Annotated in this window: 20 protein-coding genes, 1 tRNA gene and 1 pseudogene; 7 read left to right on the forward strand and 15 right to left on the reverse strand. The window is 62.0% G+C overall.

The window, feature by feature from the left end:
• Window positions 1-8: 8 nt before the first annotated feature.
• Both Q0X23_RS10155 and Q0X23_RS10160 read left to right on the forward strand, forming a co-directional pair.
• Window positions 9-587, forward strand: coding sequence for a Uma2 family endonuclease (locus Q0X23_RS10155; RefSeq protein WP_297860186.1), 579 nt, complete (start codon window positions 9-11; stop codon window positions 585-587).
• A gap of 41 nt (window positions 588-628) precedes the next feature.
• Window positions 629-704, forward strand: a tRNA-Ala gene (locus Q0X23_RS10160).
• An 18-nt stretch (window positions 705-722) separates the two neighbouring features.
• Here Q0X23_RS10160 and Q0X23_RS10165 read toward each other — a convergent pair.
• The 6 genes and pseudogenes from Q0X23_RS10165 to Q0X23_RS10190 all read right to left on the reverse strand — a co-directional run bounded on the left by Q0X23_RS10165 (window position 723) and on the right by Q0X23_RS10190 (window position 6,914).
• On the reverse strand, window positions 723-1,700 hold the full coding sequence (locus Q0X23_RS10165; protein ID WP_308446098.1) for an HAD-IC family P-type ATPase: 978 nt from the start codon (window positions 1,698-1,700) through the stop codon (window positions 723-725).
• On the reverse strand, window positions 1,612-2,745 hold the full coding sequence (locus Q0X23_RS10170) for an HAD-IC family P-type ATPase (RefSeq protein ID WP_297860187.1): 1,134 nt from the start codon (window positions 2,743-2,745) through the stop codon (window positions 1,612-1,614). Before Q0X23_RS10170 ends, Q0X23_RS10165 begins: the two co-directional genes overlap by 89 nt.
• Window positions 2,746-3,107: 362 nt before the next feature.
• Window positions 3,108-4,154 (reverse strand): DUF4388 domain-containing protein, encoded by a 1,047-nt coding sequence (locus Q0X23_RS10175; RefSeq protein ID WP_297860188.1) that lies wholly within the window; start codon window positions 4,152-4,154, stop codon window positions 3,108-3,110.
• A gap of 212 nt (window positions 4,155-4,366) precedes the next feature.
• Window positions 4,367-5,357 (reverse strand): annotated as a pseudogene (ruvB, locus tag Q0X23_RS10180) (Holliday junction branch migration DNA helicase RuvB).
• Between the two features lie 16 nt (window positions 5,358-5,373).
• Window positions 5,374-6,729: an HD-GYP domain-containing protein gene (locus Q0X23_RS10185; protein ID WP_297860189.1), complete on the reverse strand. Its 1,356-nt coding sequence runs from the start codon at window positions 6,727-6,729 to the stop codon at window positions 5,374-5,376.
• Entirely contained in the window at window positions 6,684-6,914 is a 231-nt protein-coding gene (locus Q0X23_RS10190) for a hypothetical protein (RefSeq protein ID WP_297860190.1), read from the reverse strand. Before Q0X23_RS10190 ends, Q0X23_RS10185 begins: the two co-directional genes overlap by 46 nt.
• A gap of 70 nt (window positions 6,915-6,984) precedes the next feature.
• Between Q0X23_RS10190 and Q0X23_RS10195 the strand changes: the two genes are divergently transcribed.
• From Q0X23_RS10195 to Q0X23_RS10205, 3 genes are all read left to right on the forward strand, one after another.
• Window positions 6,985-7,968 (forward strand): RluA family pseudouridine synthase, encoded by a 984-nt coding sequence (locus tag Q0X23_RS10195; protein WP_297860191.1) that lies wholly within the window; start codon window positions 6,985-6,987, stop codon window positions 7,966-7,968.
• A gap of 137 nt (window positions 7,969-8,105) precedes the next feature.
• Complete coding sequence (locus tag Q0X23_RS10200; protein WP_119341637.1) at window positions 8,106-9,266, forward strand: acetyl-CoA carboxylase biotin carboxylase subunit family protein; 1,161 nt, start codon at window positions 8,106-8,108, stop codon at window positions 9,264-9,266.
• 76 nt (window positions 9,267-9,342) lie between these two features.
• A complete protein-coding gene (locus Q0X23_RS10205; RefSeq protein WP_297860192.1) occupies window positions 9,343-10,080 on the forward strand; it encodes an esterase family protein in 738 nt (245 codons plus the stop codon).
• On the opposite strand, the gene mnhG is transcribed toward Q0X23_RS10205, so the two are convergent.
• The 9 genes from mnhG to Q0X23_RS10250 all read right to left on the reverse strand — a co-directional run bounded on the left by mnhG (window position 10,069) and on the right by Q0X23_RS10250 (window position 18,457).
• Window positions 10,069-10,458, reverse strand: coding sequence for a monovalent cation/H(+) antiporter subunit G (mnhG, locus tag Q0X23_RS10210; protein WP_119341635.1), 390 nt, complete (start codon window positions 10,456-10,458; stop codon window positions 10,069-10,071). The two genes, Q0X23_RS10205 and mnhG, sit on opposite strands and share 12 nt — an antisense overlap.
• Before the next feature lie 2 nt (window positions 10,459-10,460).
• Complete coding sequence (locus Q0X23_RS10215; protein ID WP_119341634.1) at window positions 10,461-10,727, reverse strand: monovalent cation/H+ antiporter complex subunit F; 267 nt, start codon at window positions 10,725-10,727, stop codon at window positions 10,461-10,463.
• Window positions 10,724-11,203, reverse strand: coding sequence for a Na+/H+ antiporter subunit E (locus tag Q0X23_RS10220; protein ID WP_119341633.1), 480 nt, complete (start codon window positions 11,201-11,203; stop codon window positions 10,724-10,726). Before Q0X23_RS10220 ends, Q0X23_RS10215 begins: the two co-directional genes overlap by 4 nt.
• Window positions 11,200-12,681, reverse strand: coding sequence for a Na+/H+ antiporter subunit D (locus tag Q0X23_RS10225; protein WP_297860193.1), 1,482 nt, complete (start codon window positions 12,679-12,681; stop codon window positions 11,200-11,202). Before Q0X23_RS10225 ends, Q0X23_RS10220 begins: the two co-directional genes overlap by 4 nt.
• Entirely contained in the window at window positions 12,678-13,070 is a 393-nt protein-coding gene (locus Q0X23_RS10230; protein WP_119341631.1) for an NADH-quinone oxidoreductase subunit K, read from the reverse strand. Before Q0X23_RS10230 ends, Q0X23_RS10225 begins: the two co-directional genes overlap by 4 nt.
• Window positions 13,070-13,489 carry a Na+/H+ antiporter subunit B gene (locus tag Q0X23_RS10235; protein ID WP_297860194.1) on the reverse strand — a complete coding sequence of 140 codons (420 nt, stop codon included), beginning with the start codon at window positions 13,487-13,489 and terminating at the stop codon, window positions 13,070-13,072. The genes Q0X23_RS10230 and Q0X23_RS10235 overlap by 1 nt, the downstream gene beginning before the upstream one ends.
• A complete protein-coding gene (gene mbhE / locus Q0X23_RS10240; RefSeq protein ID WP_297860195.1) occupies window positions 13,486-15,762 on the reverse strand; it encodes a hydrogen gas-evolving membrane-bound hydrogenase subunit E in 2,277 nt (758 codons plus the stop codon). The genes Q0X23_RS10235 and mbhE overlap by 4 nt, the downstream gene beginning before the upstream one ends.
• Window positions 15,763-15,976: 214 nt before the next feature.
• Window positions 15,977-17,194, reverse strand: a complete 1,218-nt coding sequence (locus Q0X23_RS10245; RefSeq protein WP_297860196.1) for a PLP-dependent aminotransferase family protein — start codon at window positions 17,192-17,194, stop codon at window positions 15,977-15,979.
• A gap of 111 nt (window positions 17,195-17,305) precedes the next feature.
• Entirely contained in the window at window positions 17,306-18,457 is a 1,152-nt protein-coding gene (locus Q0X23_RS10250) for a deoxyguanosinetriphosphate triphosphohydrolase (protein WP_297860197.1), read from the reverse strand.
• Between the two features lie 74 nt (window positions 18,458-18,531).
• Here Q0X23_RS10250 and Q0X23_RS10255 point away from each other — a divergent pair, with 74 nt between their 5' ends.
• Window positions 18,532-18,834, forward strand: a complete 303-nt coding sequence (locus tag Q0X23_RS10255) for a hypothetical protein (protein ID WP_297860198.1) — start codon at window positions 18,532-18,534, stop codon at window positions 18,832-18,834.
• A 123-nt stretch (window positions 18,835-18,957) separates the two neighbouring features.
• On the forward strand, window positions 18,958-19,194 hold the full coding sequence (locus tag Q0X23_RS10260) for a hypothetical protein (protein WP_297860199.1): 237 nt from the start codon (window positions 18,958-18,960) through the stop codon (window positions 19,192-19,194).
• Window positions 19,195-19,236 lie beyond the last annotated feature (42 nt).

The following is a 19,236-nucleotide window of genomic DNA, read 5'->3' on the forward strand; positions in this document are numbered from 1 at the left end:
CTGAAGTGGTGGGTTCACTGAGAGATTTGCAACGCATTAGCTTTGAGGCGTACCTGGCCCTGGAGGAAAAGGCCCAGGCGCGACACGAGCTGGTGGATGGGGTGCTCTATGCCATGGCGGGGGCTAGCAGCAACCACAATCTGTTGGTTACGAATGTTTCAGGCCTGTTGTGGAACAAAGCTCGAGGTAGCGGGTGTAGGGTGTTCAGCAGCGACATGAAGCTGCGGGTAGATGCCTTTACCAGCTACTACCCCGATGTAATGGTGGTGTGCGAGACGGACAAGGCCGAATACTACAAGGAGCGGCCCTGCCTATTGGTGGAGGTGCTCTCGCCCTCTACCGAAGCTACCGACCGGCGGGAGAAGCTCGCCAAATACCGCCAGATTCCCAGCTTGCGGGCGTATGTGCTGGTGGATTCCCTCTCACGGCGGGTCGAGGCCTACTACCGCGAGGGCCAGAACTGGCTGTACCTGGACGTGGTGAGGGAGGGTAGCCTTCCTATTCCCTGCCCGGAGATGAGCCTGTGTCTGGACGAGGTGTACGAGGGTTTGGATGTGCCCTACGAGCGTCCTGCTGATGAGGCTTGACGAGATGGGCCTTGCCCCCTATACTTTCCCTTGCTGTTTGCGGGGCTGTGGCGCAGTTGGGAGCGCGTCTGAATGGCATTCAGAAGGTCAGGGGTTCGAATCCCCTCAGCTCCACCAGAGAAGTGAAACCCGTGGTTAAACGCCACGGGTTTTCGTATTTACCATAGCCTTGCCAAGGCTACGACACATTTTCACTGTTGCCGTAAAAGGTTCCAAGCCCACTTTCTTCTGCACCGGGAGGGTGGGGGAGGGTATTGGGCAAGGCCTGAGCGCTGGCGGAAGCCCTAGCGAACCCGGTGGGCTCAGCAGGCGCAGCCCCACCAGCACCACAAAAACCGTGCCGCCTTCGTGGGCCACAACGCCCATCGGGAGGGGTACTTTTCCGGCCAGGGCAAAAGCGCCCACCACCACAATCACCCCCAGGGCAAAGCTCAGGTTGAAATAGACGGTGCGGGCGGTGGCGCGGGCCAGCTGTTGGGCCCCTACCAGGCGGTTCAGGTCGTTTTTCATGAGCACCAGGTCGGCGCTCTCGAGCGAGACGTCGGAACCAGCGGCCATCGAGACCCCCACCGCTGCGGCGTTCAGGGCCGGGGCATCGTTGAGACCATCGCCCACCATCACCACCGTGCCCTCCTGCTCTAGTTGCTGGATGCGCGCCAGTTTATCTTCCGGCAGCAGTTCGGCATAGACCTCGCTAATGCCGACCTGGGCTGCGATGTGGTGGGCCACAGCTTTGCGGTCGCCGGTGAGCATGACCACCCGCGCCCCTTGCTGCCTGAGCCGGGCGATGGCCTGGGCGGCTTCGGGGCGGGGGGTATCGGCCACGCCCAGCAGGGCGAGGGGGTGGTGGTTGGTGCCCAGTACGGCGGTGGTCAGCCCCCGATCCTCCAGGGCTTGCATCTGGGCTTCAACGCTGGGCGAAAGCGCAATGCCCAGGCTTTCCAGCAAGCGCCGGTTGCCCACCCAGACCTGTGAACCGTCGGCCAGAACACCCAGCACCCCGTGGCCCCGCACGGCCCGAATTTCACTTACCTCGGGGGTGGGGCCCTCCCAGCCCTGGACAATGGCCTGGGCAATGGGGTGTTCGCTGTAGCGCTCGATGCCCGCGGCCAGGGCTCTGGCCTCGGCTTCGGAGCCTTGTAGGGCACCTCACCTCCACCAGCTTCATGCGCCCCTCGGTGAGGGTGCCGGTCTTGTCGAACACAAAGATATTGGCCCGGGCCAGCGATTCCAGCGCGGCTCCGCTCTTGAACAGGGCCCCGGCCCTGGCCCCTGCTGCCATGGCCGAAAGCACCGCTGCCGGGGTAGCGATCACCACCGCGCAGGGGCTGGCCACCACCAAAAAGGTCATGGCCCGGTACCAGGCCTGGGCGGCCTCGAGGCCAAACACAAAGTGGGCTACGGCAAATACCACCGGGGCCGAAAGCAGCACCGCAATGGTGTAGGGCCCCTCGAAGCGCTCGGCAAACCGCTCGGTGCGGCTCTTGCTGGCCTGGGCGCTTTCCACCAGTTTGATGAGCTTGGCCAGGGTGCTTTCGCTGGCAGGCCGCTCCACCCGTACCCGCACCACCCCGTGCCCATTAAGGGTGCCGCTCTTGACGGGGTCGCCAGGCTTTTTGTCCACCGGTACACTCTCGCCGGTGAGGGCGCTTTCGTCCACATCGCTGTAGCCTTCCAACACAGTGCCGTCGGCAGCGAAGCGCTCGCCAGGGCGCACCACCAGCAGGTCGCCGGGGCGCAAGGCTTCCAGCGGCTTCCACTGCTCACTTCCATCCGGCAGCAGCACATTGGCCCCTTCGGGGTGCAGGGTCATGAGGGCCTCGATGGCCCGCCGGGTGCGGTTCATGGCCCAGCTTTGCAGGGTGTTGGAGAGGCTGAACAAAAAAAGCAGGATGGCCCCGTCGCCGGCCTGTCCCACCGAGGCGGCCCCCAATGCGGCCACCACCATCAGCAGGTCTACATCCAGCTTGCGCTCCTGGAACAGGCTACGCATTGCTTTGATGGCCGAGGGAACCCCCCCGGCCAGAAAAGCCAACGTCCAGAGGCTATTTTGCAGCCAGACCTGTTCGTAGGCCCCTGCCACAAAGCCCCCCACCACCCCCAGCAGGGTCAGGCCAGAGAGCAGAAAGCCCCGCTTGACTTCATGGTGCCAGAACAATAGCCAGGGATTTTGCGGTCGGGAGGTAGAAGCTCGCGATAGCGCTCATAAGGGGTTCCTTTGGTATCGTGAGGTTTTATTGCAACTAGTAATCATTATCAATAAGAGTATGTCATCAAAACAAAAGAAATGCAAGTCGAATCCCGAGTGGTTTAGTGCGGATTCTTCCCGTTCCACACGTAAATTCTACCGCTTAACCCCCCAGGACATTCGGCATCCTGATAAGTGAAGTGGCCTTTGGATCGTATCAAACTGGGGAATCGGCCCTGAACACACCTTATCGGTGAGCCAGCTTTGCGGATCCGCTCTGGATTGCGTTCCTCTGGGGCTATCCAGCAATGATGTATCAAAAGGGCGACAGATTAGATTGGACGCTTGACCACGGAGAGGGCCGAAAGCAAATCTTCTTCGCCAAAGGGCTTGGGGATGTGGGTGACTCGAGCGTTCCTGACCCAAAACCCCCGGGGGGGCTGCTCGGCAATCAGCCAGATGGGCAAAAAGCGCCCCCCCGGTAAGGCCCGCAGTTGGCGTACCTTGTCGGGTAGGTCGGCGCCCTCGAGCAGCACCCCGTGGAGCCGGTGGTGCTCCAGAATGCGTTTGGCGCTTTCGAGGTCGGGGGGCAACATGACCCGGTAGCGGTGGCGCTCGAGGGTTACCAGCAGGAGCCGGCGGATCAGGTTGGAGTCGCTCAAAACCATCAGCAGCGGGTCGTGGGGGCGCACGTCGGCTTCCATCAGAATCCCCCGGCTTTTGAGTTCGTAGAGCAGATGGTAGACCTGCTCCTCGGGCAGGTCGCACTCCAGCGCCACCGAGCGGGCCCGCTTGAGGCCATCAATGGCCTCGAGCACCGTCCAGGCGTCGGGCGAAAGGGCGTAACGGGTGGGGTCGCCGGCAAGTTGCAGCACGGTTTCGGGCTCCACCCTGCCCCGCATCCACTCGTCCAGGCGGCGCAGGGCTTCCATCAAGATGGTGCTGGTGTCGGTGACGCCGGGCAGCAGCACCTGCGAGGCGTCCACGGGTGGGGTCTCGGCTATCAGCTCGCCTTCCTGCTGGGCCAGAATGGTGGCCAGGGCCTCGAGGATTTGTGCGTGTAGTACATCGTTGAGCTCGTCCTGGGTGACCACTTTTTGTTGCAGGGCCAAAAGCCCCAAAGGGGTGCCGGGGTTCTCCTGCTGCTGGTATTTGACCAGTTCTTGCACCTGTTCCAGGGTTAGATAGTCGAAGCGCACCAGGTATTCGCCCAGGTGGGGGCCGGGGTGGGTCTGGATGTAGGCAATCTTGCCCTCGCGGATGTGAATACGGCCCTTCAACTTGGGGCAAGTAATGCCAATGACCGCATTTTTGCGGCCTGCCTCGAGGGTGCGCAGCAGGTCTCCCAGTTCAATCTCGTCCAGCTTGGCCCGAATCACGGCAAAGTATCCTCGGCGGCTGCCCGGGGCAACCCAACCTCAGTATGGCACTTCCTGGGGGCGGGGGCAGGGTAGAGGGGACAGGGATCGGGGTTCAAAGAGGAAAAATGGGCTGTTGGATATCGCCTGGAGAGTTTTGGGGGTAACCGGTTTCCTGTCCCCAGCCGGCTTTGTGTATGCCCCGTCCGGGCTCGGTTCCCGGCCCCTGAACCCTACTCCAACAGGCGGCTTTGCTCGGGCAGGGGATAGCCAAAGTGCGCATAGGCCCGCTCGGTGGCCTGGCGGCCCCGGGGGGTTCGCTTCAGGAGGCCTAACTGGATGAGGAAGGGTTCGTGGACTTCCTCCAGGGTCTCGGGGTCTTCGGAGAGGGCGGTGGCCAGGGTCTCGAGGCCCACCGGCCCCCCGGCAAAGCGCTCGATCACGGTCTGCATAATGAGGCGGTCGCGGGCATCGAGGCCCAGGGCGTCCATGCCCAGAGCGTCCAGGGCCTGCCGGGTGCGCTCGAGGCCCACCACCTGCTCACCGGCCACCTCGGCAAAGTCGCGCACCCGCCTGAAAAGCCTTTTGGCGATGCGCATGGTGCCCCGGCTGCGGTGGCCAATCTCCAGGGCTGCCTCGGGTTCAATTGCCAGTCCCAAGAGCTTAGCGTCGCGTTGCACACCCTGGGCCAGCTCGGTCTCGGTGTAAAACTCCAGGTGCTCGATAATCCCAAAGCGGCTGCGCAGGGGCCCGGAGATGAGCCCCGGGCGGGTGGTGGCCCCAATCAGGGTGAAGCGGGGGAGGTCCAGTCGCAGGGTGCGGGCGGCGGGGCCGCTGCCAATCACGATGTCAATCTTAAAGTCTTCCAGAGCCGGGTACAGGTGCTCCTCGGCGGCCTTGGAGAGGCGGTGAATCTCGTCGATAAAGAGAATGTCGCCTTCTTCCAGGCTGTTGGTCAGGATGGCCGCCAGATCGCCGGGTTTCTCGATGGCGGGGCCGCTGGTGACGCGGATGTTCACCCCCAGCTCGTAGGCCACCACATGGGCCAGGGTGGTCTTGCCCAGGCCGGGTGGCCCAAAGAGGAGCAGGTGGTCGAGGGCCTCCCCCCGGTTTTTGGCGGCCTCGAGGTAGACCCGCAGCTTTTTTCTTGAGCTTGGCCTGCCCCACGTATTCCTCGAGGCTTTTAGGGCGTAAGGTTAGGTCGGACTCCACGTCCTTCATCATAGCAAGCAGCGGGGTTTCATTCTGTTTTTGGCATATAAGTGCTGCCCAAAGGCTCCAAATAATTTTCCAGCTTGGGGGAAACCTCTTGCTGGGCATCCTCGAGCAGCGCGTCCAGCGTACCCTCCCGCCAAAGCGCTCCCAGGGCTTGCACGGCTTCTTGATCGAGGGGCTCGCATAGAAGACGCTGGTAAACTTCCAAGGGCTTGAGCGCCCCACGGTAAGGGCGGTGACTGGTGAGGGCATCCCAGACGTCGGCCACTGCCAGAATGCGGGCCTCGAGCGGGATGGCCCCTCCGCTAAGCCCATCCGGATAGCCGCGCCCATCCAGCCGCTCGTGGTGGTTGCGGATACCCGGCAGGTGGGCTGCAAGCGCCCTGGATTGACGGGCAATCTCGTAACCGATGAGCGGGTGGCTTTCCACCAGCTTGCGCTCCTGGTCGTCGAGCTTATCCGCTTTTTGCAGGATAGACTCGGGGACTCCAATTTTACCGATGTCGTGCAGCAGTCCGGTAATGTAAAGCCGGTAGGCTTTTTGTGAATCCCAACCCAGCTTTTGGGCGATGAGCTGGGCGTAGGCCCCCACCCGCTGCGAGTGGCCGCGGGTATAGGGGTCTCGAGCATCGATGGCGGCAGCCAGGGTCTGTACGGTATCGCGGTACAGCTCGAGGTTCTGTCGGCGCTCGGCCTCGAGGGCCTGGGCTAGCTGGTTAAATCCCTGGGTCAGGTCGGCCAGCTCGTCCCAAGCCACCGCGCTCACCCGCACTTGTCCTTCTCCGCACCGTATGGCCTGCATGCCTTCCAGCACTGCTTGTAAGGGTCGGGCCACCTCCCGGGTCAAGAGAATCCCCCCAGCCACCAGCAAGATCAGGCCGGAGCACAGCCCCCAGATCACCAGCCCTGGCAGGTGGGTGGACTCGAGCCGGAAGTAAACCAGCACGGCCACCTGCATGAGCGGGAGCAAGCCCAAGGCCAGCAAGACCCCCAGCACTTTGAAGACAAAAGGAATCCGCAGGTGCGTGTCCACCACCACCGCATCCCCAAAGCGCTCGCGCAGGTAAGCCAACAAGCGCTGGGACTGGCTGGCCCCCACCAGGTACTCGATGATGGCGTGTAAGGCTGCGTTAAGCGGATACCACGGCAGCAAATACAGCATGCCCTGTAGGCCTGTGGGGAATCCCCCCAACCGGTGGGCCAGGTCAATCGCCCATAGAAAGCCCGCCATGGTTGCAAGCAGGTGGGGCCCCATTACCCGCGCTAGCGAGAGCAGCGGCCAGTGTATAAGGTTACGGTAGGCTTGCCGGAGGGCTTCGGGCTCCTCGACCTCTTCTAAAAAACCCTTTGGGTGGGGCGCAGTTGCCAGCGAGCCCACCACAAATCCAAAAGTGCCACCAAGGGCGCTACCAGCAGACCTAGACACAAGGCATACCCCCAGACCCAGGCAGCCCAGCCAAAATATAGCCCGTGCACAATCAAGGCATTAACTAAAACCGCCAGCGTGCCAAAAAAGTAGGCCCACACCGAGCGGCGCAAAAACGTGGAGTACAGGTGCTTCGTCATTCTATGAATTCACCTTAGCACCCCCATCTAGCTCGGTTAGGTCATTTTGGGGTAACGTACAATGGCCCTGATGATACGTTTCTCCGCCCATGGGGTACGCCTGGATCAGGCTTTGGCCTTCGAGGCCAACACCTCCAGGGCCAGGGCCCAGGCGTGGATCGAGGCCGGGCTTGTCCTGGTGGGGGGTAAGGTGATTACCAAACCCTCCTACAAGCTTCGGGGTGAGACGGTGGAGGTAGAGCCGCCCCCACCTGTAGCGGCAACGGTGGCCGCCGAGGATATCCCGCTCCAGATTTTGTACGAAGACTCTGACCTGATCGTGATTAACAAACCGGCCGGCATGATTACCCATCCGGCCCCCGGGGTGTACTCGGGTACGCTGGTCAATGCCATCCTGGGGCGGTTTGGGCTGGATGTCTCGCTAGGCGAGAGCGAGGAGACCGACGAGGTTCGCCTGGCGGCCCCCAGGCCCGAACTTGTGCGCCCTGGCATTGTGCACCGGCTCGACAAAGATACCAGCGGGGTGATTGTGGTCGCCCGCCACGAGGCGGCCCACCGCCGGCTGTCCGAAGCCTTCGCGGGGCGCAGCGTTTACAAGCGTTATCTGGCGCTTACAGTGGGGATTCCGCCGGCAGGTACCTTAGCGGCCCCCATAGGCCGCCATCCGGTTGATCGTACCCGCATGCATGTGGGCGGCGTGGCCGCCCGGCACGCGCAGACCGACTTTGAAGTGCTTGCCTCGGTGCAAGAACACGCCCTGGTCTCGGCCATCCTGCACACCGGGCGCACCCACCAGATTCGCGTTCACCTGAAGCATCTGCACGCCCCCATTTTGGGCGATGATGTGTATGGAAAGCCCTCCGACCTGATTGCGCGCCAGGCCTTGCACGCCTACGAACTACGCCTGCAGCACCCGCGCAGCGGCAGGTATCTGCACTTTGTGGCCCCCGTTCCTGCCGACATGGTGTGGGCCTGGGGGCTGTTGGGTGGGGTCTGGCCGGAAGACTTGAAGACCGAAACGGTGGAGGCCAGTGCAGCAGGGCCATTCTGCTAAATGCTCCCCAAACGCACCTGCCGGACATGCAACCCGCCTTCGTCCGACTGGCTATCGGTCATAAACTATCTTCTCAGCTTGATTTGTAGCCTCCGGTTGGGAATACTGTGGTCAACCCAAAGCCCAGGAGGCATGGCATGAATGTAGTTTTTCTCTCCCCCCATTTTCCCCCTAACTTCTGGCCATTTTGCGTGCGCTTGCGCGAGGCTGGGCACAACGTGCTGGGCCTGGCCGATGCGGAATACGACTCACTGCGGCCCGAACTCAAATACGCCCTGACCGAGTACTACAAGGTCTCCGACCTGCACAACTACGACGAGCTGGTGCGGGCGCTGGGCTACTTCACCCACAAGTACGGCAAGCTCGACCGGCTCGACTCCATGAGTGAGTACTGGCTCGAGACCGAGGCCATGCTGCGTGAAGACTTCAACATTTTTGGTCTCCGCCCTGCCGACATGGACCGGGTCAAGCGCAAGTCGGTCATGAAACAGTACTTTCAGCAGGCTGGGCTGCGGGTTGCGCGGGGCAAGGTCTGCCGCACGGCGGTGGAGGCCCAGGACTTTGTGGAGGAGGTGGGCTACCCGGTGGTGGCCAAGCCCGATATTGGGGTGGGTGCAGCCAAAACCTACAAAATTAACAGCGATGCCGAGTTAATGGACTACATCGCCACCAAGCCTCCGGTGGACTACATTATGGAGGAGTTCATTCCCGGCATGATCGTCACCTACGATGGTCTAACCGATATCAAGGGCAATGTGGTATTCGACAGCTCGCTCGAGTACTCCAAAGGCGTGATGGACGTGGTCAACGAGGATACCGACATCTACTACTACATGGTGCGGGAAATCCCCGAAGACCTGCGCGAGGCAGGGCGAAAGGTGGTTAAGACCTTCAACGTGCGCGAACGCTTCTTCCACTTCGAGTTCTTCCGCCTGGAGGACGGCTCCCTGGTGGCCCTGGAAGTGAACATGCGCCCGCCCGGGGGCCTCTCGATCGATATGTTCAACTACGCCAACGACATAGACATCTTCCGGGAATGGGTGAACGTGCTCACCCACGGCAGCGTGAGCCAGCAGGCCAAACACCCCTATTTCTGCACCTATGTGGGCCGCAAAGACCATATCCACTACAAGCGTTCACACGAGCAGGTGATGGCCGAGTTTGGCCCCCTGGTAGCTCACCACGAACGCATCAGCGGCATTTTTGCGGGGGCCATTGGCAACTATGGCTACATCCTGCGCCACCCCGACCTGTCTACCCTGCTCCAAGCAGCCCAGGCCATCCAGGAAAGAGCCTAGAGTCGAGGGACAAGGGTCAAGTGCCTAAATCCAAATGGCTCTTGACGCTGGGCGCTAGACTCTCGACGAGGTGAATATGTACACCGAATATCACAAGTGGTACAGCCCTGCCCTGGGGCAGGACATGGAGCTAAAGCTCTACGGCCATTATGGTCAGCCGGTTATTGTGTTCCCGGCCCAGAACGGGCGCTGGTACGACTGGGAAGGCCACGCCGGGATGGCCCAGGCCCTCGCGCCCATGATTGAGGCGGGGCGGGTCAAGTTTTTTTGTGTGGACGGCATAGACTTTCAGAGCTGGACCAACAAGAGCATCCCCCCCTGGGAACGGGCCCGCCGCCACAACGACTACGACGCCTACATCATGCAGGAGGTGGTTCCGTTTGTGCAGAAGAACACCGGCCTGCCCACCATGTGGGTCACGGGATGCAGCATGGGGGCCTTTCATGCGGCCAACTTCTTCTTCAAATATCCCCAAGTGTTCGATGGTCTGATTGCACTCTCGGGGCTTTACCAGGTGGGGGGCTTTGTGGGCGACGAAGGGGGCATGGATGCCTACTTCAACTCACCCCTGTGGTACTTACGCAACCTGACCGACGAGGACAAGCTTAATGCTTACCGGCGCAACAAGATTGTGTTCGCCGTGGGGCAGGGGCGCTGGGAGGAGGAGTGCATCCGCGATACGCGCGAGATGCAAAACTTGCTGCACGAAAAGGGCGTATACGCCACCTTCGACTACTGGGGCCACGATGTGGATCACGACTGGCCCTGGTGGCAGAAGATGCTGCCCTACGAACTCGAGCGCCTAGGCGTTTGATTCGGGGGGGCTTTTAGGGGCGGGTTTCTCTATCGACTCGAGCTTGTGGTTTTTCTGGTAGTGCCCAGCCAGTTCGTCGATGTAGGTGTCCCGGCAGGGCTTGACCCCCGAGAGATAAGCCGCCCGGCCCAGGGCGTGGGCGGCCACCGGTGCGGTCAGGATGATGAACGCCAAAGCCGATAGCGCCCGGGCCGCTACCGAGAGCTCCTGATAGAACACCGCCACCGCCACCAGAATCAGGCCCACCCCCAGGGTGCCGGCTTTGGAGGTGGCGTGCATGCGGTTGTAGAGGTCGGGCATCCGCACCACCCCGATGGCCGCGATGAAGAGGAAGAATATCCCCACGGAAACCAGCGCATAAACCAGCACATCCACCATGCTCAGTCCCCCTTGTGGCCCCGGTACTCGATGTAGCGGGCCAGACCCAGCGTGGCCAGAAAAGCGAACAGGGCCAGCGCGATGGCCACGTCCAGGAAGGCGGTCTGGCCGCTGACCAGGGCATAGAGCGCAGCCATGGCCACCGAAACCGAGGTAATCAGGTCGAGGCCCACCACCCGGTCGGGCAGGGTGGGGCCCTTGACCAGGCGATAAACAGCAAAAGGCAACGTCAGCATGAGAGCCAGCAGCATTGCCTCCAGAAAGCTCATCTTGTCACCTCCAGAACGGCTTTTTCCAGGCTATCGTGGGTGGACTGGATGACCGCCTGGGGGTCATCCACAAACATCCCGTGCACATACAGCACCTTGCGGTCGGAGGAGACGTCCAGGCTCAGGGTGCCGGGCGTGAGGGTAATCAGGTTGGCCAGGAGGGTAATTTCCAGGTCGCTCTTGACGGTGAGGGGGTAGGCAATGAAGCCGGGCTTGATGGGCATCCGGGGTGAGAGCACCGCCTGGGCCACCCGCACGCTGGAGAGCACAATCTCCCAGAGCATCAGGGCCACAAAGCGGGGGAGCTTCCAGGCCAGGGTGAAGTAGCGCCTCGAGGGGGCATCAAAGAGGGGGCGGGCCAGCAGCAAAATCAAAAAGCAGATGGCAAAGCCCACCAGGAAGTTGGAGAGGGTGAAGCTCTCCGTCACCAGCATCCAGAACACCGTCAGCACTACGTTGTACACAAAGGCCCTCATCGGCTCACCCCCAGTACGGCCTCGATATAGCGGCCAGGCTCCAGAAGCTCCCGCGCGGCGGCTTGCGAAAGACCCAGGAGCGGTTCGGCCCACAGCCCGATACCCAGCGTCAAGACGGCCAGCAAAACAACAGGCACCACCAGACCACCCCAGCCCCCAGGGGCCTGGCCCAACGCTTGCGGCGCGTCTTTCCAAAAAACCTCGGCAAAGACCAGGCCCATCGAGAGCAGGGTCAAGAGGCCCACCAGCAGGGCCACCGTCACGATGGCGTACTGCCCGGCCTGTAAGCCTGCTGCTACCAGGGTGAACTTGGCCCAGAAGCCCGAGAACGGCGGCAGCCCGGCCAGCGAGAAAGCCGGCAGCAAGAAGAGTACCGCCAGCCAGGGGTGGCTCCGATAGAGCCCGCCCATCCGCACCAGCACCGTGGTGCCCTGCAAGCGATGCAAAAGCCCCGCCAGCAAGAACAAAGCAGCAATCACAATCATGTGATTAAGGGCATAAAACACCGAGCCGGTCAGGGCCAACGGGCTCAGGATGCCCAGGCCCATCAGCATGTAGCCAATGTGGCTCACGAGCTGGAACGAAAGCAGCCGTCGGAGCTCCCCCTGAGCCAGCGCCATCAGCACACCTAAAAGCAGCGTTAAACCCGCTATCCAGAGAATCAGGCCATGGGTAAACCCAACATCCTGGGTGAAGAGCAGGGTGAAGACCCGAATAAGCGCATAGACCCCCACCTTGGTCAGGAGGCCCGCAAACAGGGCCGAGATCATCACCGGCGGGGCCGGGTAGGAGGCGGGGAGCCAGAAAAAGAAGGGAAACACCGCCGCCTTGAGACCAAAAGCCCCCAGGAAGAGCATGGCCAGCGCGGTAAGCAAACCCGGCGCAACCGACCCCACCCGGGTGGCCAGATCGGCCATGTTCAAGGCTCCGGTCGCGCCGTACAGGAGCCCTACCGCCACCAGAAACAGAATCGAGGAGAAGAGCGAGACCGCGAAGTACTTGACCCCCCCCGTGAGCTGGGCCTTGCTTCCGCCCAGAATCATCAGCACAAACGAAGCGAGGAGGAGCACCTCGAACCAGACGTAGAGGTTAAACAGGTCGCCGGTGAGGAAGGCCCCATTGACCCCGAAGAGCAAGAGCTGGCTCAGGGGGTAGTAGCCCAGGTGTTCGCGTAGCTCATCCCCCGTGGCCAGGGCATACAAGGCCACCGCCACCGCCACCACCCCGGTGATGAGCACCATCAGGGCCGAGAGGTGGTCGGCCACGAAGGTAATGCCAAAGGGGGCGGGCCAGTTGCCCACCTGTACGGCCTGGATGCCGCGCGCATTGACCTGAATGAGCAATGCTAAAGCCGAGCCCAGCAGGCTTAGAGCGCCCACCAGCCCCAGCACCCGCTGGGCGGGGCGGCTGGCCAGCACCAGGCACAGGATGCCGGTGGTGAGGGGAATCAGGAGGGGAAGAACCAGCAGCCAGCTCATCGGCGCTCCTCCCTGACCTCGTCTACCGGCGAGGGGGCGGGGGCGGCCTCGAGGCTCTCGGGCATGGCCTCGGCGTTCAGGGTATGGAGCACCTGCTGGGCCCGGAAAAAGAGCACGATACCAAAAGCCGCCAGGGCGAAACCAATCACAATAGCGGTCAGGATCAGGGCCTGGGGCAAAGGGTTGGCGATGGGTGTCAGCACCGTACCACCGGGCTGTACCAGGGGCGGAAACTGGCTGCCCAGGCGGCCCGAGGTAAAAATGAGCAGGTTGGCGGCGTTGCCCAGCACCAGAAAACCAATTAAGAACTGGATCAGGTGAGGCCTTAGCATCAGGTAGACCCCCACTGCCGACAGACCCCCCACCAGAAAAGCCAGCAGGATTTCCATCAGGAGCCCTCCTGTGTGTGAGCAGACTCCTCCAGGCCAAAAATGGCCGACAGGAGCGCCCCAAATACGGTCAGGTAGACGCCAATGTCGAAGATTACTGGGGTGCCAATCTTCACCCCCAACAGGCTGAACCAGACACCGGTCATGAGCGGTTTATCCAGGAAGAAGGCCACCAGCGCGCTCACCAGGGCCACCAGCAAACCCCACCCCACCAGCCGCAGGGGAGGCAGGGGCAGCAGTTTGCGGGCGGCGCTGAGGCCGTGGGCCAGGGCAAACAGCGCATAGGCCCCCACCGCCACCAGGGCTCCAATAAAGCCCCCGCCCGGCTCGTTGTGGCCGCGCAGCAGCAAGAACACCGAAAGAAGGAGCAAGAGGGTGAAGAGGAACCTCGAGGTCGTTTTCAAAATCAGGGTATTCACGGCCTTTCCTCCCGACGCAGGCGCTTCAAGAGGGCCCAGACTCCCAGCCCGGCCAGCCCCACCACGGTAATCTCGCCAAAGGTGTCCAGACCGCGGAAGTCCACCAGAATCACGTTCACAATGTTGCGCCCGAAGCCCTCGGGCAGGCTCTTTTGGGCAAAAAACTCGCTCAGGTGCGGGCTCATGGGCTGGGCCAGCATACCCAGCATCAGGAGGGTCACCACGCCCCCAAAGCCCAGGGCCACCGCCTTGTCCAGCCAGCGACCGCTGGGCACTGGACCAATGTTGCGGATTTGCAAAAGCACCAGGGCAATCAGGATGGCGGTCAGGGTTTCCACCAAAAACTGGGTTATCGAGAGGTCGGGGGCGTTTTGCAGCAAGAACACGAGGGCCACCCCAGCCCCCACGATGCCCACCCCCACCACCATGGCCAGGTGCGAGCGCAACCGCAGCGCTAGCACAGCCCCCAATAGCATCAAGGCCAGCAAGAGTACCTGGGCTGGAGGGGGGCTCGAGGCTCCTCCCGGCCAGAAAACCGCCCCGCCCCGCAAAAACGCCAGCCCCACCAGCCCCGTAAGGCCCGCAAAAACCCAGACCAGGTAGGCCCGCAGCGAACCGCTTTGCAAAAGCCGTTCCACAAAGGCTGCCAGCCGCAAGAGCCCCCGCAACAGGGCCACATAGCCGTTCTCGGGGCCGGGGACGGGGTCCTGGGCCATCCAGGCTTGTAGCCGGGGGTACAGGTAGTATAGCCCCACCCCCACCACAACCGTCAGCAGGCTCAGAAGCAGGGCCAGGTTGAACCCTGGCCAGAGCTTCAGATGGTACACTACGGCCTTGCCTTTCACTGCGCTGGCCACGGCCTCGGCTAGGGGGTTGTAGAGCCCCGGAAGCAGGCCGATCAGGAGGCCCAGCCCCGCCAGCACCAGCGGTCCCAGCCAGAGGCTAGGAGGCCCATCGTGCACCTCTTCGGGCGGTTTACCCCTAAAGAAAGGCACCACCAGGATCAGGGCCAGCATGGCCCCCACCGCAAAGCCCAGCACCGCCAGCCCAATCATCCAGACCGGCGCCGCCTGCAACGAGGCCAGGTAGAGCACCTCCTTGCCGATAAAGCCCAGCACCGGCGGCAGCCCCGCCAGCGAGAGCGCAGCCAGCACCACCGCCACCCCCGTGATGGGCATCGCCCGGAAGAGGCCTGAAAGCTGGGTAATGTCGCGGGTGCCGGCCTCGTGGTCCACCGCCCCCGCCGCCATGAAAAGCCCCCCCTTGTAGAGCGAGTGGGCCAGCAGGAAGGTGGCGAAGCCCATGGCTGCGTAATAGTCGGTGAGGGGTACCATCCCGATGGCAAAGACCAGCGCCCCCAGCGCGGCTACGGTGGAGTAGGCCAGCAGGCGCTTGAGGTCGGTGTGGCGGAAGGTGAGCGTGGCCCCGGTGAGCAGGGTGGCCAGTCCAAAGGTCATGAGGGCTGCGCTCCAGACCTCGCTGCCGCCTAGGGCCGGCTGGAGCCGGGCCAGCAGGTATACCCCGGCCTTGACCATGGTGGCCGAGTGCAGGTAGGCCGAGACCGGCGTGGGGGCCTCCATGGCATTGGGCAGCCAGAAGTGAAAGGGGAACTGGGCCGATTTGGTGAAGGCCCCCAAAAGCACCAGCACCAGGGCGGGAAGGTACAGAGGCTGCGCCCGCAGTACCTCGCCTTTGCCCAGCAGCTCGGAAATTTCCCAGGAGCCACCCATGCCCGCCAGCAAAATGAGCCCGGCCAGCAAAGCCAGCCCACCCCCCGCCGTGACAAACAGAGCCTGGGTGGCGGCTCGGCGCGAGCGAAACTCGCTGTGGTTAAAGCCGATCAGCAGGTAGGAGGTAAGGCTGGTCAGCTCCCACATCACGAACAAGGTCACGATGTTATCGGCCAGCACCAGCCCCAGCATGGAGGCCATGAAGAGCAGAATGGTCAGATAGAACTTGCCCAAATCCGGGTGGCCTTTCAGGTAGCCGCCGGAATAAATCACGATGAAGGTGCCGATGCCGGTGATGAGCAGGGCAAAGAGCAGGGAAAGCCCATCGAGGTAAAAGGAAAAGTTGACCGATAGCGTGGGCACCCAGGCTGCGCTATGTCGCACGGTATGGCCTGCTTCCACGGCGGGAAGCAGGCTGGCAAAGTACACCGTCAGGCCCAGGGGCAACAGAGCCAGCACCCAGCCTGCAAGGCTACCTAACCTGCGGTACAGGAGCGGCGCCAAAAGGGCACCCAAAAAAGCTGATATAACCGCGATTATCATACACGAGTTCCTCAACCACGCAGACGCTGAACAGTTTACCCTGACACAACAAAGAGCGGAGACTGTTGCCCGTCTCCACCCTTGCAGCTACCGGAGGCTGCACTCCTGCTGCCTGAGCAGCAAACTTTACACCAGTGTATTACATGCACAAATCGGGCGGCAAATCTTTACCTTCCCAACAATTGATGCTCAAATGATGCTCAAAAACCCCAGGCTATACCACCGGCTCCCGCCCCAGCATTTTGTGTACCGCCCGGCCCAGGCGCTTGATGCCTTCTGCGATTTGCTCGTGAGAAGCGCTCGAGTACGAGAGTCTGAGGGTATTCTTGCCGCTGCCATCGGCGTAGAAAGGCTGGCCTGGCACAAAGGCCATTTTCTCTTCTACAGCTTGCTTGAGGAGCTCGAGGCTGTCCAGCTCTGCAGGCGCAGTGAGCCAGAAGAACATGCCCCCTTCCGGCACAATCCAGCCGATGTCCTCGGGCATGTACTTTTGCAGGGCCTCGAGCATCCAGGTGCGCCGGGTCTGGTAGGTGGCCCGGATTTTCCCAATCTGTGCTTGGAACCACTCGCCGTCACTTACCAGCGCATAAACCAGCATCTGGTTGAGGGTGGGGGTGTGCAGGTCGGCCCCTTGCTTGGCATACACAATCTTCTGGATGACCGGCTTGGGCCCCACCACCCAGGCCACCCGCAGCCCTGGGGCCAGGGTTTTGGAGGAGGTGGAGAGGTAGACCACATTGCCCCCGCCGAGTTCCTGGTCGAGGGCGTAGAGGGTGGGCAGGGGTTTGCCGCTAAAGTAGAGCTCAGCGTAGGCGTCGTCTTCCAGGATGGGGGTTTGGTACTTTCTCGCCAGCTCCACAATGGCCTCGCGCCGCTCCAGGCCCATCAGGCGGCCTGAGGGGTTCTGGAAGGTGGGCAGCACGTACATGAACTTGAAGTGGTGGGCCTTGAGGGCGGCCTCGAGTTCGTCGAGCCGGAGCCCCTCCTCGTCCATGCCGACCGAGATGAATTCGGGCTCGTAGGGGTTGAAAGCGCTCAGGGCCCCCAGATAGGTCGGTGCCTCTACCAGCACCTTAGAGCCGGGGTCAATGAAGACCTTACCGATGAGGTCGAGGCCCTGCTGCGAGCCGGAAACAATTTGCACGTGCTCCGGAGTAGCGCCCGGCATCCGGCCCGCAACCCACTCCCGCAGGGGCAGGTAGCCCTCGGTGGTGCTGTACTGCAAGGCCTGAGCGCTGTGCGCTTGCATAATGCGCTGGGTGGCCTCGGCGATGCGCTCGATGGGGAACAGGTCGGCAGCGGGCAGCCCCCCCGCAAAGCTGATGAAACCCGGCTGGGTAGTCAGCTTCAGGATTTCCCGGATGGTGGAGGCCTGGATGCGCTGGGTGCGGGCCGCAAAACGACTTTGATAAGAGCTTTCGAGATGGTTCACCCTATTAGTCTACTCTGCAAATATGACGCTTTGTATAGTTTCTGCCGCAAAGGCGTTAGGTAATGCTATGGTCGTGAGTCAGATGGCTTTTGACTATCTTGGCTATCCAGCTTAGCGGTGAAACTCCGGCTCGAAAAGGCGGGCGTACTCGTCGAGGGCAAAGCGGTCGGTCATGCCGGCGATGTAGTCGCAGGCCGCACGGTGGATACCCTCGGTCTCGGTGGCTTTTTGCACCTGGGGGGGCAGGATGTGGGGGTCGTGGGTATAAGCCTCGAAGAGCTTTTCCAGCACAAAGCGCGACTTGCCCACCTGTCGCACCACGTAATAGTGGCGGTAAAAGTTGGCGTAGAGGAACTCTCGTAGTTGGTTGAGTTGCTGGGTCAGGCCCTCCGAATAAACGGCCAGGGGGGCTGGGTGGCGGCGGACGGCCTCGAGGCTTTCAATCTGGTGCTGCTGCAAAAACGCATGGGTGGCGTGGATGGTGTCGGTGATGATGAGCCCCAATAGCTCGCGGATGAAGACCCGGCGCCCCATCTCGTCGAAGCGGTCGGGATGCAGGCCCAGTTCGCCCAGCAGGTCGCGCAGCAGCTCAACTTCCCAAAGCTGTCCCGGAACCAGCAGACCTGAGCGCAGGCCGTCGTCGAGGTCGTGGGCGTTGTAGGCGATCTCGTCGGCCAGGTTTACAATTTGGGCCTCGAGGCTGGGGCGCAGGTGGGGCTCGTAGCCTTCGGCGTCGGGGAGGTCGTAGCGGGTCTCGTGCTTGACAATGCCCTCGCGGGTCTCCCAGCATAGGTTGAGGCCCCGAAAGCCCGGATAGCGCTGCTCGAGGTAGGTCACGATGCGCATGGACTGTTTGTTGTGGTCGAAGCCGCCGTGTCCCTGCATCAGCCCGTCCAGCACAGCCTCGCCCGAGTGGCCAAAGGGGGGGTGCCCCAGGTCGTGGGCAAAGGCGATGGTCTCGGCGAGTTCCTGGTTCAACCCCAACGCCCGGGCGATGGAGCGGGCCACCTGGGCCACCTCCAGGGTGTGGGTGAGACGGGTACGGTAGTAGTCGCCCTCGAAGTTCACAAAGACCTGGGTTTTGTACTGGAGCCGCCGGAAAGCGGTGGTGTGGTTGACCCGGTCGCGGTCTTTCTGGAAGGGGGTGCGGTAGCGCGACTCGGGCTCGGGATGCTCTCGACCGCGGCTCTCGCTCGACTTGACCGCGTAGGGAGCCAGGGTTTGGGCCTCGAGGGCCTCGAGGTGGGCGCGCTCGAATAGCATGTACTCAGTCTACGCTTGGCGTCCTTTGCCGACAAACCGACAGCTTGTTGTGAAATACTGCGGGGGTGATGGACATGCGCTTTTACTGGTTCTTGCTGGGATGGATGGTGGTATTGTCGGCGTGCGCTCCGGGAGCACTGCGTCCGAGCAGCTTCAATCTGACGGTTGATAACAGCCGTTGCCAGGGCACCTACCGCACCGTTTTTATCTACCGCAACAACGTGATTTTAGGCCAGGTACAGGGTGAACCCCGTACCTTCCTCTCACTTCCGGCGGGTAGCGCCGATTTCAAAGCTACCCCGGTGCTGGGCAACAGCCCCTCGCTTTTCAAAACCATCCGCCTGGAAAAAGACGAAGTCTGGCGGCTTTGCGGGTAGTTTGCCCGCTGAGCCCTCATGTAATTTGCCCGGGCTCGAGGTATCAAGGTCTTGATGTCGCGAATTTGCTTACTAATCTTCATTCTGCTGCTTGCAGCCTGTGTTCCTGCGCAACAAAGCAATGTGCGACGGTTCGATCTCATCATCCAGAACCAGTGCAGCGGCCCCAACCAAACGGTGTTCTTTTATATCAATGGAGAGTTTATCGGAACCGTGCGGGGCTCGAGGCTTTTCCCCGGCCTGCGCGAAGGCCGCTACGAACTGCGCGCCGAGGGCACCCAGCCCGGCCAGCCGGGGCACCTGCGCTTCAGCCGCTCCTTGATGCTGGATAAAGACACGGTCTGGACGCTGTGTCCGTAAGTCCATATCCACCGATGTCAGGTCGTTGACGAGGAGGCTGCG

It is taken from the genome of Meiothermus sp. (assembly GCF_026004115.1).
In the GTDB taxonomy this organism is placed as follows: domain Bacteria; phylum Deinococcota; class Deinococci; order Deinococcales; family Thermaceae; genus Meiothermus.

Coding starts and splice junctions, on each gene's coding strand:
- Q0X23_RS10190 (WP_297860190.1), bottom strand. CDS start 6,914: ATGACGAAGCACCTGTACTCCACGTTTTTGCGCCGCTCGGTGTGGGCC.
- Q0X23_RS10195 (WP_297860191.1), top strand. CDS start 6,985: ATGATACGTTTCTCCGCCCATGGGGTACGCCTGGATCAGGCTTTGGCC.
- Q0X23_RS10200 (WP_119341637.1), top strand. CDS start 8,106: ATGAATGTAGTTTTTCTCTCCCCCCATTTTCCCCCTAACTTCTGGCCA.
- Q0X23_RS10205 (WP_297860192.1), top strand. CDS start 9,343: ATGTACACCGAATATCACAAGTGGTACAGCCCTGCCCTGGGGCAGGAC.
- mnhG (WP_119341635.1), bottom strand. CDS start 10,458: ATGGTGGATGTGCTGGTTTATGCGCTGGTTTCCGTGGGGATATTCTTC.
- Q0X23_RS10215 (WP_119341634.1), bottom strand. CDS start 10,727: ATGAGCTTTCTGGAGGCAATGCTGCTGGCTCTCATGCTGACGTTGCCT.
- Q0X23_RS10220 (WP_119341633.1), bottom strand. CDS start 11,203: ATGAGGGCCTTTGTGTACAACGTAGTGCTGACGGTGTTCTGGATGCTG.
- Q0X23_RS10225 (WP_297860193.1), bottom strand. CDS start 12,681: ATGAGCTGGCTGCTGGTTCTTCCCCTCCTGATTCCCCTCACCACCGGC.
- Q0X23_RS10230 (WP_119341631.1), bottom strand. CDS start 13,070: ATGGAAATCCTGCTGGCTTTTCTGGTGGGGGGTCTGTCGGCAGTGGGG.
- mbhE (WP_297860195.1), bottom strand. CDS start 15,762: ATGATAATCGCGGTTATATCAGCTTTTTTGGGTGCCCTTTTGGCGCCG.
- Q0X23_RS10250 (WP_297860197.1), bottom strand. CDS start 18,457: ATGCTATTCGAGCGCGCCCACCTCGAGGCCCTCGAGGCCCAAACCCTG.
- Q0X23_RS10255 (WP_297860198.1), top strand. CDS start 18,532: ATGCGCTTTTACTGGTTCTTGCTGGGATGGATGGTGGTATTGTCGGCG.